At 60.4% G+C, this 15,881-nt stretch carries 15 protein-coding genes and 1 pseudogene; 7 read left to right on the plus strand and 9 right to left on the minus strand.

The window, feature by feature from the left end; translation table 11 throughout:
- The 4 genes and pseudogenes from FY112_RS08385 to FY112_RS08400 all read right to left on the minus strand — a co-directional run.
- Positions 1-204 (minus strand): annotated as a pseudogene (locus tag FY112_RS08385) (GNAT family N-acetyltransferase); the annotation flags it as partial.
- Positions 201-1,400 carry a M20 aminoacylase family protein gene (locus FY112_RS08390; protein ID WP_131643808.1) on the minus strand — a complete coding sequence of 400 codons (1,200 nt, stop codon included), beginning with the start codon at positions 1,398-1,400 and terminating at the stop codon, positions 201-203. The gene FY112_RS08390 and the pseudogene FY112_RS08385, both read right to left, overlap by 4 nt.
- 17 nt (positions 1,401-1,417) lie before the next feature.
- Entirely contained in the window at positions 1,418-2,767 is a 1,350-nt protein-coding gene (locus FY112_RS08395; RefSeq protein ID WP_151518162.1) for an LLM class flavin-dependent oxidoreductase, read from the minus strand.
- Positions 2,768-2,791: 24 nt separating this feature from the next.
- Positions 2,792-3,784: an LLM class flavin-dependent oxidoreductase gene (locus FY112_RS08400; RefSeq protein WP_131620537.1), complete on the minus strand. Its 993-nt coding sequence runs from the start codon at positions 3,782-3,784 to the stop codon at positions 2,792-2,794.
- 219 nt (positions 3,785-4,003) lie between these two features.
- Between FY112_RS08400 and FY112_RS08405 the strand changes: the two genes are divergently transcribed.
- On the plus strand, positions 4,004-4,285 hold the full coding sequence (locus tag FY112_RS08405) for a type II toxin-antitoxin system Phd/YefM family antitoxin (RefSeq protein WP_131620538.1): 282 nt from the start codon (positions 4,004-4,006) through the stop codon (positions 4,283-4,285).
- A complete protein-coding gene (locus FY112_RS08410; protein ID WP_131620539.1) occupies positions 4,285-4,611 on the plus strand; it encodes a type II toxin-antitoxin system RelE/ParE family toxin in 327 nt (108 codons plus the stop codon). Before FY112_RS08405 ends, FY112_RS08410 begins: the two co-directional genes overlap by 1 nt.
- 29 nt (positions 4,612-4,640) lie before the next feature.
- On the opposite strand, the gene repC is transcribed toward FY112_RS08410, so the two are convergent.
- From repC to FY112_RS08430, 5 genes are all read right to left on the minus strand, one after another.
- Complete coding sequence (gene repC / locus FY112_RS08415; RefSeq protein ID WP_151518163.1) at positions 4,641-5,939, minus strand: plasmid replication protein RepC; 1,299 nt, start codon at positions 5,937-5,939, stop codon at positions 4,641-4,643.
- 199 nt (positions 5,940-6,138) lie between these two features.
- Complete coding sequence (repB, locus tag FY112_RS08420; protein WP_151518164.1) at positions 6,139-7,128, minus strand: plasmid partitioning protein RepB; 990 nt, start codon at positions 7,126-7,128, stop codon at positions 6,139-6,141.
- Positions 7,125-8,342: a plasmid partitioning protein RepA gene (gene repA, locus FY112_RS08425; RefSeq protein WP_151518165.1), complete on the minus strand. Its 1,218-nt coding sequence runs from the start codon at positions 8,340-8,342 to the stop codon at positions 7,125-7,127. The genes repB and repA overlap by 4 nt, the downstream gene beginning before the upstream one ends.
- A gap of 293 nt (positions 8,343-8,635) precedes the next feature.
- On the minus strand, positions 8,636-8,812 hold the full coding sequence (locus FY112_RS36665; protein ID WP_017958285.1) for a hypothetical protein: 177 nt from the start codon (positions 8,810-8,812) through the stop codon (positions 8,636-8,638).
- An 851-nt stretch (positions 8,813-9,663) separates the two neighbouring features.
- Positions 9,664-10,749 (minus strand): ROK family protein, encoded by a 1,086-nt coding sequence (locus FY112_RS08430; protein ID WP_017958284.1) that lies wholly within the window; start codon positions 10,747-10,749, stop codon positions 9,664-9,666.
- A gap of 124 nt (positions 10,750-10,873) precedes the next feature.
- Here FY112_RS08430 and otsB point away from each other — a divergent pair, with 124 nt between their 5' ends.
- The 5 genes from otsB to FY112_RS08455 all read left to right on the plus strand — a co-directional run.
- Entirely contained in the window at positions 10,874-11,653 is a 780-nt protein-coding gene (gene otsB, locus FY112_RS08435; RefSeq protein WP_017958283.1) for a trehalose-phosphatase, read from the plus strand.
- 200 nt (positions 11,654-11,853) lie between these two features.
- A complete protein-coding gene (locus tag FY112_RS08440; protein ID WP_026158418.1) occupies positions 11,854-12,738 on the plus strand; it encodes an AraC family transcriptional regulator in 885 nt (294 codons plus the stop codon).
- A 214-nt stretch (positions 12,739-12,952) separates the two neighbouring features.
- Entirely contained in the window at positions 12,953-14,026 is a 1,074-nt protein-coding gene (locus FY112_RS08445) for a sugar ABC transporter substrate-binding protein (RefSeq protein WP_179040299.1), read from the plus strand.
- A 70-nt stretch (positions 14,027-14,096) separates the two neighbouring features.
- Positions 14,097-14,918: an ATP-binding cassette domain-containing protein gene (locus tag FY112_RS08450; RefSeq protein WP_020047783.1), complete on the plus strand. Its 822-nt coding sequence runs from the start codon at positions 14,097-14,099 to the stop codon at positions 14,916-14,918.
- The coding region (locus FY112_RS08455; RefSeq protein WP_151518166.1) for a sugar ABC transporter permease at positions 14,915-15,881 on the plus strand (967 nt) is incomplete at its 3' end. The genes FY112_RS08450 and FY112_RS08455, both read left to right, overlap by 4 nt.

Consider the following 15,881-nt stretch of genomic DNA (forward strand, 5'->3'; position numbering starts at 1 on the left):
ATCACGGATCAACAGGAGAAAATTGCCGTGAGGCGGCCCAAAAGCTTCAGGAGGATAACGGTTCAGCTCGGCTGCAGCACCTTCGGCATTGAAATAGTTGCCGTAGCGGCTGTCATATTCGTAGATCAATTCATCGATCAGCGGCTTGGCGCGCGGGTCGAGAGGGCTGGTATAAAGAAACGTATCGCTCATATCGTTCATCACCCGTTGTCATCAGTGAGGAAGGTTTCGGCGAGCCGCACCCAGTAGCGGGCGGCCGGCGCGATGATCGCGTCGTTGAAATTGTAGTGGGCGCTGTGGAGAGGAGCGCTGTCGCCATTCCCGACGAAGAGGTAGCTGCCGGGATTTGCCTGCAGCAGGAAGGCAAAATCCTCGCTCGCGGTTCTCGGCCGGAAATCCTTCTCGATAGCCGCGGGGCCGAGTGCGTCATGGGCGACATTGCTGGCGAAGTCCGTCTCCGCCGCATGGTTGATCAGCGCCGGAAAGCCGAGGCGGTAATTCACATCCGCCTCGGCGCCAAAGCTCTCCGCCTGGGCGCGGGCAAGTGCGGGAATGCGCTCTCGCAACAGCTGGCGGACCGTCTCGCTAAAGGCCCGCATGGTGAGCTTCATCTCGACGCTCTCAGGGATGACGTTCGAGGCGGAGCCGGCATGGATCGAGCCGACGGTTGCGACCGCCATGTCCTGCGGGTCGACATTGCGGGAAACGACGCTCTGCAGGGCAGTAATGAAGGAGGCCGAGGCAAGCACCGGATCGACGGCGCGATGAGGCTCGGCGCCATGGCCGCCCTTGCCGATGATCTTGATCACCGCCTGATCGACCGAGGCCATGGCAGGGCCGCTGACGAAGCCGAATTTGCCCGCCGGCACACCCGGCCAGTTGTGCAGCCCGAAGACCGCATCGACTGGAAAACGCTCGAACAGGCCCTCCGAGATCATCTTGCGGGCGCCAGCGCCGATTTCCTCGGCGGGTTGGAAGATCAGCCGCAGCGTACCACTGAAATTGCCGCTTTCGGCAAGATAGCGGGCGGCGGCGAGCAGGATCGAGGTATGCCCGTCATGGCCGCAGGCATGCATGACGCCGGGATTGCTGCTGGCATAGGCAAGACCGGTCGCCTCCTCGATCGGCAGCGCATCCATGTCGGCGCGGATGCCGATCCGCCTTTTGCCGTCGCCGCGCCTGAGGGTGGCGACGATGCCGGTTCCGGCGATGCCCGTCGCCACCTCATAGCCCCAGGAGGAAAGGCGGGATGCCACGAGCTTGCTGGTCCTGAGCTCCTGGAACGCAAGTTCCGGATATTGGTGCAGGTCGTGGCGAAGCGCGATGATCTCGTCGAGGTAGGCGGCGATACCTCTCTCGACCGGATCCTTGCTGCGCGGGTTCTGAGCGATGATGTTCATGGCGGTTCGTCGGCGCTTCAGGCGCCGACAGCCTTTCGGCGTTCGACCTGATCGGCGCCCGCCGCATACCGGCTTTCGCGGAAGGGCAGGCCCAGATGATCCCGCAGCGTCTCTCCCTTCAGGACCGGGTCGAAATAACCGCGCTCGGTGAGGATCGGCAGAACGTATGTGGAGAAATCATCGAAGCCCTCGGCGATGACAGGGAAACCGAGGATGAAGCCGTCGGCAGCACCATGATCCACCCAGCGGATGATCTCGTCGGCGATATGCTCGGCCGTGCCGATGAATGCCGTGCGCGGCGTTGCTGAATCGAGCGCGACCTGGCGGAGCGTCAGGCCCTTCTCCCGCGCCGTCTTCTTGATGCGGTCGGTGGTGGCGCGGAAATTGTTCCTGCCGATATCGCCGAGTTCCGGGAATGGCTCGTCGAGCGGATAGACGCTGAAATCATGATGATCGAAGAAACGGCCGAGATAGAGCAGCGCCTCCTCTGTCGTGACGAGGTTGCGGATCGCCTGATACTTGGCCTCCGCCTCTTCCTGCGTTGCACCGACGATCGGTCCGATACCTGGATAGATACCGACTTCCGCGGCACTGCGGCCATGGGCAATCACGCTGTCCTTGAGCTGGCGGTAGAAGGCCCGCGCCTCCTCGAACGGCCCGCCATTGGTGAAGACGGCGTCGGCATGTTTGCCGGCGAGCCTGATGCCGGAATCCGAGGCCCCAGCCTGGAACACCACCGGCTGGCCCTGCTTGGAGCGGCCGATATTGAGCGGCCCCTCGACACGGAAGAAGCGGCCCTTGTGGTTGAGGCGATGCATCTTCGTCTTGTCGACAAAGACGCCGGTCTCACGGTTGCGGACGAAGGCGTCGTCGTCCCAGGAATCCCACAGGCCTTTGATCGCATCGATATAATCCTCGGCGATCTCGTAACGCAGTTCGTGCTCGGGATGTTCGCGGCTGTAATTGCGGCCGGAACCCTCGAGAGGCGAGGTTACCGCATTCCACCCTGCCCTGCCGCCGCTAATGAGATCGATCGAGGCGAACTGGCGAGCGATGGTGAAGGGATCGCTATAAGAGGTCGAAACCGTACCGACGAGGCCGATTTTCGAGGTCGAGGCGGCGAGCGCCGAGAGAATGGCGATCGGCTCGAAACGGTTGAGGAAATGCGGGATCGACTGCTCATTGATGTAGAGCCCGTCGGCGACGAAGGCGAAAGCGATGCCGGCCGCCTCGGCCTTACGTGCTGTCTTGAGGAAGAAGTCGAAATTGACGCTGGCATCTGCCGGTCCACTTGGATGCTTCCAGGCGTTCATGTGACCGCCGGGACCCTGCAGCATGATGCCGAACGTGACGTGTTTTTGAGCCATGGGATCAATCCTTTTTGGAAACGGTCAGGCGACGAGGGAAAGCCGCTCCTTGGCGAGCAGCTCGATGGAAGCCAGGCGTTCGGCGACCGAAAGCGCCGGCGTGTCGAGCACGAACTCCTTGACCCCGTAGCGGCGATGAAATTCGTCCAGTTCCTTGCGGATCTGTTCCGCCGTGCCATGCAGCACGCTCGGCACCTTTTCCTCGATGCGGTAATCGGTGATGCCGGCCTGGCGGGCGAATTCGGCCGCCTGCTCCTCGCTGCCGACATTGACGGTCTGGCCGTTCGGCAGAAATATCTTGACGATGCGCAGCTTGCCGACGCGCTCGCGGGCATAGTCCTCGCTTTCGGCGGCGAAGGCTGCGAGCGCCAGGATCGGACGTTTGCCGCCGGACGCCCGTTCATAGGCCTCGAAGGTCCTGCGCAGATTGTCAGGATCGCCGTTCAGGTGACCGGCGAAAACAAGCTCCCAGCCCTTCTCGGCAGCGAGCTCGGCGCTTTCGACGCTGGCGCCGAGCAGAAAACGCTCAGGCGCAGTCGGCGGGAAAGGCGTTGCCTGCGCGCCGTCGTAATTCGGGTCGGCGGCGAGATAGATGTTGAGATCGGAAAGCTGGCTCGCGAAATCCGGCTTCCTGGCCGGATCGACGGCAAGCTGCAGGGCGCGCGTCGAGAGAGGAAATCCGCCCGGCGCCTTGCCGACACCGAGATCGACGCGGCCGGGCGCAAGCGACGCCAACAAATTGAAGGTCTCGGCAACCTTATAGGCGCTGTAGTGCTGCAGCATGACGCCGCCGGAGCCGATGCGGATCCTCGATGTCCTGGCGAGAAGATAGGCGATCAGCGCCTCCGGCGCGGAGCTCGCCAGGTTGGACATGTTGTGATGCTCGGCGACCCAGAAACGGTGATAACCGAGTTCCTCGGCCCGGGCGGCAATCTTTACAGTCGCCCGCAGCGCATCCGCGGCGGTCAGACCCTGTTCGATCGGGCTTTTGTCGAGAAGACTGAGGAGGTAGGTCATGGCACCACGATCCGATCCCTGGTTGCAAAGTTTAGTATATAAAATCAGTAGACAAACTTCATTATAAGAAATGGCATTCTCTTTCGAACGCGCTGAGTGAAAAAAACCGGCCGCCCCTAAGATGGAAAATCTCTGAGGGGGCGCTGTGTGACGACAGCATAAGGCTTCTTTCAATCGACCACTTGATGGTCTATATTCTGGTCGAAAGGGAGAAACCGCATGAAGCTGTCAGAACAGGTCAAGCCGATCAGCTATCTCAAGGCACACGCGCCGGAAATCATCCGGACGCTGAAGGATAATCCGCAACCGGTCGTCATTACTCTTCACGGAGAGGCGAAAGCCATCCTTCAGGACGTCGGCCAATACGAAGAAACCCAGGAGACACTGGCGCTCCTGAAGGTGTTGGCGCTCACCAACCGGCAAGTCGAGGACGGCAAACTGCGCCCTGCTGCGGAGTCCTTCGCGCGCATCCGCAAACGTCTGGCCGACAGCCGATCCTGATGCCATATCGTGTTCTTTTCGCTGAGGATGCGGAACGCGACATCGAGGATCTCTATCGATTTATCGCCAGCCGCGACGGCGCCGAGACGGCAGAGCGCATTCTGACGGAGCTTGAGAGCGCGTGCGCCGAGCTTGAAGAATTCCCCGCCCGTGGAAATATTCCGAAGGAGTTGGCGGGGATCGGAATTTCCGAATATCGGGAACTGCACCATAAGCCGTGGCGCATGATCTATCGGATCCTGGGCACGGATGTCGTCGTCTACTGCGTCGTCGACGGACGGCGCGACATGCAGAGTTTCCTGGAGCGAAGGCTTATCCGCGCATAGCCATACGCTGCCCACACGCAGGCTGAGCATTATCCAACCTTCCGGCCGGCCGGCGCATTTGCCCGCAGAAGCGCCATCAGCATCGGGCCGATCGCGAATTCTCCCTTTTCGCTTCGCCGCGTCAGGCCACGAAGATAGCCACCGGCCGAATTGATGTGGCCGCCGCGCTCCAGGATGCATGCCATCACCGTCGCGGCATTTTCCGGACCCATCACATTGGCGGCCTCTTCGTAAGCCGACGGACTGACGCCCAGCATCGATCGAACGATGACGGCTGCGGCCATCAGATCACGCCAGTTGCGGATTACGCCATCCGGCCCATAGGCAAGGATTTCCGGGCAGGCCTGCAGAACGAGGCCGAGCGGGAAGGATTTCAGGCCGCCACCATCGTTGCGGCCGCCCGACTGCCGACTTTCCTCCTGCCGGGCCGGATGGGTTGTCTCCCCCCTCCCCTCTTCCAGCATCTCCGCCTCTCGCCCTTTGTCTTGCTCCGCCATCGCCCCCTGCTTCGTTTCGAAGCTTGGTTCAAGTTCAGATGTGGAGTCGGGATTTGAATTCTGTATGTGACGCTCGATATAATCGGCATTGCCGCGCTGTTTTGTTGATTTAACCCGAATTTCCAGCCGGTTAAGAATATCTGTGCGCAGGGCCGTCAATTCATCCAGCAACAGTTCAAGCTGCGCTGTCGTCGGCGATCGCGGCAGGCCTTCGATCAGGTCCCGGAATTCGCGGTATAGGCCTTGCCAATCCCCAGGGATCTCTTCTTCAACTGCCGCTTCGATCAGTTTGGCAATGTCACGGCGGCAAAGGGTGATGCGTTCACGCAGGCGCTGGACATGCAGCCGCTCAGCCATCACTGCGGCCGCGAGCTGTTCGATCTCCTCGGCACGGGCAAGCAGCGGCGCCAGCGAGAAGCCGAACGCCTCGTCGACCTCCCCTGCCCTGTCCCTGCGGACGTAACGCTTGCCGTTGGGGCTATCCTTGCGCACCAGAAGACCTGCCTCGACGAGCGCGGCAAGATGACGCCGCACAGTCTGTTCAGCCATGCCATGCGTTCTGAGCGAAAGCTGGATATTCGACGGGAAGACGATCAAACCGTTTCCCTGGGCCAGCTCATTCTTCGGATAAAAGCTCAAAAGAGCGTTGAGCACGGCAAGCGCCCGATCGCCGATGCCGAGCAGCGGCTTTGCTTCGCACAGCGCGCGAAACAATTTCCACTTGTCGACCGACTGATCCGGTTTGATCTCCCCGGCCATGACTTGGCTTGCGAGCATGCCAAACGTCATCGACCGCCGCCCGAAGGGCGTCGTCACACTTCCGGTTTCCATATCTTCCACCTCAACGAGGCAAAAGAAATCCGCTCACCAAAACGGCGCCAAAAACTCTTGACAGCGATTCTCGGAAGTGCGATTCTCGGAGGTGTTCAAGACTACGAGGAAAGCTTCCGTGACGGTGACGTTCGGGGGCTTTTTTCTTTTGCGCGTTATCTCCTATCCGAATTGTCAGCTGACAACCGGTCTAACTGCCTCATTTTCCCTGATTTTCCTCTTCGAACTCGGCGGCGAGGCCTATCAACCGCTGAGCCAGGAATTCCGAAAACGCCGCCGATTTGACGGTGATGCGAAAGGTTTTGCCGGAACGGGCCACCAAAGCAAGCGGCGCGCCGCCTTGGGTCCGGAGCGTCTGCTCGGCCCGCTGTGGTGCGCTCTTCTCCTCCAGTGCCTTCCAGATGACATCGAAGCGGCTGTTGGTCTCCAACGCGTCGAAACCGGCGGCACTGATGGCGGCCCGCGCCTTCTTCTGTCCGCCCGTCTCTCTGAACTTCTCGGCAAACGCCAACCAGCGTGGACGACCTACCTTGGTGGCCGGCCCGATGGCGAGAATGATCTCGGGGTCGATCGTCTGAGCCACCTGCAGGAGCCTTGACGTTTCCGGCTTGTCTGTCGCCAGCGCCTTGGCAATCATGTCGCGGCTAAAGCCGTGTTCATCCATGCGGTGTGCAAACAGTGCCCGCTCGATAAAACTCAAGTCGACACGCGGGCCATTTTCCTGACCCTGTGCAAGGATCAACTCCTCATCCGTGAGCTTTCGCACGACGGCCTTAACAGGAACCCCGATCTCCGCTGCTGCGCGCAGGCGCCTGTGGCCATAGGCGGCCTGGTAGTGCCCGGCCCTTACCGGGTCCGGCCGCACCAGGATCGGAACCTGCTGTCCGCTTTCCTGGATGGACTGCTTCAATCGCTCGAACTCGGCATCCTTGTCGACCGGGATGCGGTCGCGGATGAAGGACATTTCCACGGCAGCCGGATCGATCTCCAGCACCTTGTCGCCGGAGGCCAGCGATTCGCGCAGCGCCTTGGCGGCTGCTGCTTCCTCTCCCAGCCGTCCAAGCGACAGGTTCATCGCCTTGACCGCTCCCGATGGCCGATGCGGCTGTTGCACGCTCGGCACCTCCGGCCGTGTCGGCTCGACGCCGCCGACCATGCTCTTCAGGATGTCGCGTCCTTTTGGGCTCATGTCCTGCTCCATGCACTGCGAATGAGTTGCTCGACCTCGGCATTGACGCTGTCGACGGATTCCACCCCGCGGTCATAGGTCTGGCGATGCATCGTCTCGCGTCCCGCCTCGTAGATTGTCTGCTTGGACAGGCCAGCATCCGAGACCGCTGTCGACTTGACCATCATCGAGGTCAGCACGCGCTCGCCGAACAGACTGCGCAGGAAGGCGACGATCTGCGCCTGCGGTCCGTCATTGGCCTCATAGCGGGTGATCAGATAGCGCATCCAATCATAATCGAGATTGCCGCCTGCCTGCTTGACCACGGCCAGAAGGTCGGAAGTCATCGTCAGGAACTGGTTCATCGACGCCACGTCGAGCATCTGCGGATGGACGGTGATGAGCACGGAGGTAGCGGCACAAAGAGCAGACAGTGTCAGGAAGCCGAGCGTGGGCGGGCAATCGATGATGACGACGTCGTAGCTCTGCTCCAGCGAATGCAGCGCATTGCCGACCCGCATGAAGAACATGTCCTTGTCGTCGCGGTTGGTGTCGGCGAGCGCCTTTGGAGTATCGTGCTCGAACTCGTGCAGTTCGAGATTACCGGGAATGAGATCGAGCCCGGGAAAATAGGTCTGGCGGACGATGTCGGCTACGTCGCGGCGCGTTTCGTCATATTTGATGGCACCGTAAAGCGTCTCGTTTTCGCCGACGTCGAATTCGGGCTGATATCCGAGCATTGCCGACATCGATGCCTGCGGATCGAGATCGACGGCGAGCACGCGGTAGCCGCGAAGAGCCAGGAACTGCGCCAGGTGGATGGATGTCGTCGTCTTGCCGGAGCCGCCTTTAAAATTGGTGACGGCGATCACCTGGAGATGGTCGCCCGGCCGGCGCATCGGCAGATAGGAGGGTTTGGTGCGCCCGAGATGGTGGCGCATCGCATGAATTTCCTCAAGCGAGAACACCCGTCGACCCGCCGCCGTCTTTTCCGGGTTGATGCTTTCCACCTGGGCGGCGAGGTGGCGAACATAGCTGTCGGTAACGCCGAGCAGCTTGGCAGTCTCGGTGCTGCTGAACCGCCGTAGCGATTTGCGGGCGTCGGGCGAAAACAACCGCTCGAACAGCACTTGCAATTGGCTGCTGAGCATCGTCGAGTCCTGCGCGATCGTCTCGTCAATCGAGACTCGACTCGCGCTCTTGGCTTTCTCAACAATCGCGGCCTTGGTCGGCATTCACGCAAATCCTGATAAATCGGGTCATTTTGCGCAAATGATCGTGAGTCTGCCGATTCCGTCAAGCGATTTCTTGGTTAGCCAATGGATAACAAACTGGATTCGACGAAAAAATCATATGGAATTCCGGAATCTTAGCTCAATTGTCAGCTGACAATGGCGGCCGTGTCCGCATCCATCACAGCCAGTCTTAAAGGATCGCAGCACATTTTCGATGCGACTCAGCGTCGTCGCCGGCTCATCGAAGAGCACCTTCCGCTGCCTCGCGCCAACCGATCAGGCAATCCCATCTCTCATTTGTAGGCGGACGAACGATATAGATTTTCTGTTTCCAGCCCCCGGACGGGTTCATTGCCGGAAGGCTTGTCATTTGCGTCCTGGGCTTCAGGATCGCGGCGTGACGGAGCAACGCCGAGCATTTGTTCCAGGCGACCAGCATTGAGCGGAGCGCTTATTCCCTTGAAGTTCATGATCCATCTTTCGTCTGCGCATGGCTTGCGTGAAGCGCAGAGATAAGCGCAATTTGAACCCGCAGAGAACGGCCCGGCGGCGTTATCACCATCTTTTCCAGCGCGAGGCAGGATAGGGGAGGGGAGGCCTCCGTCTTCCAAGCGCTGCCCCGAAGCGGCCGCGACGCTAGATCCCGGTTCGCTTCTGCGCGCAGAGACCGAGGAGGGTCTCGCAGGCAAGGGCCCGACACGCGGAAGGCGGCATCTCTGCCGGCACCGGCGAACCGGCGCTACCTCAGATCATGCGGCATTGCCAGAATTGCGAAGTGCCGGCTGCGGGTCTTACGACGGGAGAGCGCCGCTGCTGCGCGCTATCGGGGGAGGGGACGTCTAACCTGAATTTTCTCGCCGATCTAAGTCGGCTGAGTACTGGGGGCAACTGGCGTTAAAGGGGTGGGAGTTCGTCTATCCGGAGATCCGATTAACGGCCAGGCCGGTAGATGACACCAGTGCAATCACATGCCGGCAGTTGAACGCGAATAGGGTTGCGACATCCCGCGGCGGTCATCATCCCCGAAGATCACAACAGCGCATGCTAGGCGAATCAGGTCTCGGCGGGTATGATCGATGTGCTGGTTAGGATCGTGCGTTGGTATCGCGGACGTTTCGCGCCAGCCTGATCGGCCAGATATCATTCCATTTTTCGCAGAGCGGCAATCTCTCCTAGCGGAACTTATTGGCCAGTTCGCTTCCGTCTACGGAATTCCTTCTTGTTTACCTGCTATTTACCATAATGCTCCACCGCGGCGGCCGAATCGGCATCTCGGTCGATTTCGCGTTTCTTTAGCCGGCACGCGCGGGACAGGATTCCGCTATCGCACCTTCGTTCCCTCTCGATTGGTAAAATGCGCGTTGCCCAACCCCGTGCCGATGGTCAGCACCGCCCATCTCGACACGTCGTTCATAAAAGGGATCTGCGACAATCCCTGCACGACGGCATCGTTGTGCATCATCACGAATGTGCTGTCGTCGCCGATCTCAGGAATGGCCTTCATCAGTGCGGCCGGAAGGTTGAAGCTATCACTCTCCCAGTTTCCGCCCGGCAGGTTCTGTCCGCCACGTTCGATGGAGCCATCGGCTTTGATGATGCCGGGGCATGCGATCCCGATGATCGGCGCCGGCTTGAGATTGGCCTTCTCGGCCTTGCCGATCAGATCCCGTAACATTGCGACCAACTTCTCGATGGTGGCGGTGCGGCTTGGCTCATCGTCGGCATGACGCCAGATGGCGGATTCCCAGACGCTCGCATCCGCAAAATTCGGCACGTCGTCCTTTCCGAATTGAACGACGCCGGCGCGAACGTTCGTGCCGCCGATATCGACAGCGAGGATCGCCTCGTGACCTTTGAACATCCAGCGCGGCATCAGGTGGACCGCTCCGATCAATCCGGCCTCATCGGGGTGGTGAACGATCGGCACGACTTCGACGTCGACGCCGGCCGCTTTGAGAATGACCATGGTCCTGGCGATTGTTAGTTCGCCAAAGTGGCTCCGACGGAAGCCGCCGCCAACGACGATACGTTCTGTCTTTCCCCAGCGTTTGTCCTTCAGAAACTTGCCTATCACATCGGCAAAGTCTTGCGCAAAATCCTCCACTGCCCCCATGACCAACGCCGCCGCCGCCAAATCATCGCCCTTCAAAATAGCGTCGATTTTTTTCTTGGACAGCTTCTCCGTCGCGGTCTTGCCGATCGGGTCGTCTCCGACCTTGCGGATGCGTTTTCTCCAATCGTCGAGCTTCTGTTGGAAGGTCTTCTTGTTTGCGTTGTCGCCAACGAAACCATCCTTGTCACGCAGTTCGTTGTTGTAATCGTCGATCGTCACCAATGGCAGGTTTAACGCGCCATGCGCCAACGGGGCATTGACCTCATCGCGGGGATCGGAACTGCTTTTGGCCATCAATGTACCTTCTACGGTGCGAGTGCTCGAACGGGCGGCGGGATACAACGCGGACTAACCTCTGGATGTTCCGGAGTCTGAAAAGCCACCTTGTCCTCGTCGGCCGGCGACCTAGCTTCAATGGTTGCAGAGTTTGGAGAATGCCGTGCAAGACGACGACGCTACTCAGGAAATGCTTTCACTGGTCTTGGAAGAGCCCGATCACTGGGCGATGTTTCTCGATATCGACGGGACGCTGCTCAATCTCGCGCCCACACCGGATGCGATCGAGGTCCCGGAGGCTCTTCCCGGACAACTTCATCGCCTGTCGAACAAGCTCGGCGGGGCCCTGGCGCTGGTCACCGGACGATCGCTTGCCTACGCAGACGAGCTGTTCAAACCCTTTGCATTTCCGACAGCAGGCCTCCACGGCGCGGAAATCAGGAACGCCGCGGGCATGCAGACGGTCGAGGCCACAGCTGAGTTTCAGGCGCTGAAGCATGCGCTGACCACGGAAGCCGAGCACTATCCTGGAGTCTTGATCGAGGATAAGGGTGCGGCCGTTGCCGCCCATTACAGGCTCGCGCCCGAATATGAAAAGGTGCTCGAAGAGCGCATGCACCACTATGCGGAGCTCGCCGGGCCGAACTGGGCATTGCAGCTTGGCAAGATGGTGTTCGAGCTGCGTCCGGCACGGTCGAGCAAGGGCGATGCGCTGGAGCGGTTTTTCCAGTCCGACCCCTTCAAGAACCGCTGCCCGATTACCATCGGCGACGACCTCACCGATGAGTCGATGTTTGCGATCGCCAATGCCCGCGGCGGCGTTTCCGTGCGTGTCGGCGCGATCGGCACCCCGAGCTGCGCCACGAGCCGGCTGTCTTCTTCTGCGCTTGTCAGAAACGTGATTGCAGCCTTGGCCGCCTGAGGCCCGCCCTTGGACGATGTGCAAGGCGAATTACTGCCGTCTTTACACCGGCTACCCAGCGCCGATTGTCAAAAAAGTATCGGTTTTAGCCGGGAATCGTGGTGGCGGGCATGACACGAGCCCATTACACTCCCCTTCAACAATAAAGCCAAAAAGGGACTTTGGCTGGCGGCTTGGAACCGCCCTCGGAGGAGGAAGCAATGGAACCTGACTTGGAAGTCATTCAGATCCGTCCGGGCGAATCTTTCGCAACGAAGGCGCATGGCTATCCCTACCATACGGTTCGTTGGCATTTTCACCCTGAATACGAACTTCATCTCGTCGTGGCGACAACAGGACGCTATTTCGTCGGCGACTTCATCGGCGAGTTCGAGCCTGGTAATCTTGTGCTTGCCGGGCCTAATCTTCCTCATAACTGGATCAGCGATGTCCCGACGGGATCGAGCATCCCGCTTCGATGCCAGCTCATCCAGTTCAGCGAGAATTTCATCATCGACACGATGAAGGTGCTGGCCGAACTCGGCCCCTTCGAACCTGTTCTCGAAGCCTCCCGCCGCGGCGTGCTTTTCGGCGCCGAGACCAGCCGGCAGGTCGCACCTTTGATGAACGAGGTGCAGCAGGCGCAGGGTGTGCGCCGTATCGAGCTTTTCATGATGATCGTCGGCCTGCTCAGCCGCGCACAGGATGCGCAGCTTCTCGCCAGCCCGAGCTATCTGCCCGATCCCTCCGGTTACATGTCGGCCGGCATCAACAAAGCGCTCGCCTATATCAGGGAACACCTGACCAAATCCTTCGACGAAGCCGATCTCGCGGCGATTGCTGGACAATCGACGGGCGCCTTTTCGCGCGGCTTCCGCCGCCATACAGGCATGTCGCTGGTGCAATATGTCAAACGCCTGCGCATCAACCTGGCCTGCCAGATACTGATGAGCGATGACCACGCATCGATCACCGATATCTGCTTCGAGGTAGGCTTCAACAATCTGTCTAACTTCAACCGGCAGTTTCTCGCGGAAAAAGGCATGACGCCTTCCCGTTTCCGACGGTTGTTGGGTGACAATATCAACGTGGCAAAGGCGGCCTAGAGGAGCCGAACGAGCACGTCCAAGGGACGAGGAGGACGAGGAGGAGGAACGAAAACTGACACTGACTTGAACGCGGGCACGCGATGAGCGGCTCGTGATCGGAGATGCTTGTCCTCAAAACCGTCAAACCGCCGGGACAGGCGCGACCGTTCCTTCAGCCGAACGGCCACCACAGAACAGTGCGATCACTACACAATTTTTTCAATGGGAGGAGATGGAAATGATGAAATTCTCAACACGGGCGGCAGGCGCCGCGGTATTTGTCCTGTCTTTACTGGGCGGTACGTCCGCCTTTGCGCAAACGGCCGTCTCGGATGCGACAGTGGCATTCCTCATGCCCGACCAGGGCTCGACCCGCTACGAGGAGCACGACCACCCGGGCTTCGTCGCGGAAATGAAGAAACTTTGCGCGTCATGCAAGGTTCTCTATCAGAACGCCGATGCCGATATCGCAAAACAACAGCAACAGTTCAATTCTGCCATCACCCAAGGCGCCAAGGTCATCGTGCTGGACCCGGTGGATTCGGCGGCCGCCGCATCGCTCGTCCAGCTCGCACAGAGCCAGGGCGTCAAGGTCATTGCCTATGACCGTCCGATCCCGAAGGGGAAGGCCGATTTCTACGTCTCCTTCGACAACAAGGCGATCGGCAAGGCGATTGCGGAATCGCTCGTCCAGCATCTGAAGGCACAGAACGTGCCGACCGATGGCGGCGGCATCCTGCAGATCAACGGTTCACCGACCGATGCGGCTGCCGGGCTGATCAAGGACGGCATTCATGAGGGCCTGGCGAGCGGCGGATACAAGACGCTTGCCGAATTCGACACGCCCAACTGGCAGCCCGCGAACGCCCAGCAATGGGCAGGCGGGCAGATCACCCGCTTCGGCAAGCAGATCGTCGGCGTGGTCGCTGCCAATGACGGCACCGGCGGCGGCGCCATCGCAGCTTTCAAGGCGGCGGGTGTCGATCCGGTGCCGCCGGTCACCGGCAATGATGCGACGATCGCTGCGCTGCAGCTGATCATAGCAGGGGATCAGTACAATACGATTTCCAAGCCGAGTGAAATCGTCGCCGCTGCCGCTGCCAACGTCGCAGTGAAGCTCTTGGCCGGAGAAACGATCAAGGCCGAAATGACGCTCTACGACACGCCGGCACAGCTCTTCGTACCGGCTGTCGTTACCGCCGAAAACCTCAAGGCCGAGATCATCGACAAGAAGATCAACACCGCCGAGGAGCTGTGCACCGGCCGTTATGCCGACGGCTGCAAGAAACTCGGCATCACCAAGTAATCCAGCCAAGGGAAAGCGCAGCCGGGCCACCGGTCGCGCTTCCGATTTTCGCTTTTCGAAAGGCCAGGCGATGTCTGAAACCTCTCATACTCCTGACCCTTCCCGTCAGCCTGTCCTCAGTCTGCGCGGAATATCGAAGAACTTCGGGGCGGTGTCGGCGCTCACCGATATCGAACTCGACGTATACGCCGGTGAGGTCGTGGCGCTGGTGGGCGACAACGGCGCCGGCAAGTCGACGCTGGTCAAGATCCTGGCCGGCGTGCACCAGCCAAGCTCGGGCACGATCTTCTTCGAAGACAAACCGGTCAACCTGTCGAGCCCAAGCGCCGCTCTCGACCTCGGCATCGCAACCGTCTTCCAGGATTTGGCGCTTTGCGAAAATCTGGACGTCGTCGCCAATATCTTTCTCGGCAAGGAGCTCAGCCCCTATCAGCTCGATGAAGTCACGATGGAGATCGCCGCCTGGAAGCTCTTGAACGAGCTTTCGGCCCGCCTTCCGAGCGTGCGCGAACCCGTCGCCTCGCTCTCCGGCGGACAGCGCCAGACGGTAGCGATCGCCCGATCGCTGCTGCTCCAACCGAAACTGATCATGCTCGACGAACCCACAGCAGCGCTCGGCGTTGCCCAGACCGCCGAGGTACTAGACCTCATCGAGCGCGTGCGGGAGCGCGGCCTCGCCGTCATCATGATCAGCCACAATATGGAGGATGTTCGCGCCGTCGCCGACCGTATTGTCGTCCTTCGGCTCGGCCGCAACAACGGCACCATGCCGCCCGACGCATCCAACGAACAGCTCGTCAGCGCCATCACCGGCGCATCCAACAATTCCGTCTCCCGCCGCGCGATGCGCCGCAAGGCGCAAAGCCAACAAAACGAGGAGGGCAGGCCATGATGAAGACCATCCAGAATGAACCCGCAGCACCTGCGCTCCTCGACCGACGTGACGAAAGAGTGCACCACGACGATAGCCTTGCCGGCTCGATCCGCGCCTTTGGGGATCGCATCCGCTCCGGCGATCTCGGTTCGCTGCCGGTCATTGTCGGCCTGGCGATCATCTGGACGGTGTTCCAGGCGCTCAATCCGGTGTTTCTCTCGAGCAGCAACCTCGTCAACATGCTGTTCGACTGCTCGACCGTCGGCGTCATCTCGCTGGGTATCGTCTGCATCCTGATGGTGGGTGAGATCGATCTGTCCGTCGGCTCCGTCAGCGGCTTCGCCTCGGCACTGGTCGGCGTCTTCTGGGTCAACCAGGGCTGGCCGGTGGTCCTGGCGATCCTCGCCGCCATGATTATCGGCGCCCTGATCGGCTCACTCTACGCGTTTCTCTTCAACCGCTTCGGGATGCCGAGCTTCGTGTCGACGCTGTCGGGGCTGCTCGCGGTTCTCGGCCTGCAGCTCTATATCCTCGGAGCGACCGGTTCGATCAATCTTCCCTATGGTTCCTGGCTCGTGAGTTTCGGCCAGATCATGGTCATGCCGGACCCGGTCGCCTATCTGCTGGTGGCGCTTGCCGGCATTGCCTTCTTCTTCTCCAGCTACCGCACCTCGGCGCGCCGGCGGGCGGCTGGCCTGTCGGCAAAATCGGCCCGTGGGCTGCTTCTGCGCGCCGTCATCATCACACTCGCCCTGGAAGCTGTCGCGTTCTATCTCAACCAGTCGCGCGGCATTCCGTGGATGTTCGGCCTTTTCGTCGGGCTCACCGCCGCCATGAATTATGCGCTGACGCGCACCAAATGGGGACGCTCCATGCATGCCGTCGGCGGCAACAGGGAAGCAGCGCGCCGCTCGGGCATCAACGTCTCGCGCATCTATATGAGCGCCTTCGTCATGTGTGCTCTGCTTGCTGCCACCGGCG

Origin of the sequence: Rhizobium sp. PEPV16, assembly GCF_008919455.1 — a bacterium.
GTDB lineage: Bacteria > Pseudomonadota > Alphaproteobacteria > Rhizobiales > Rhizobiaceae > Rhizobium > Rhizobium leguminosarum_Q.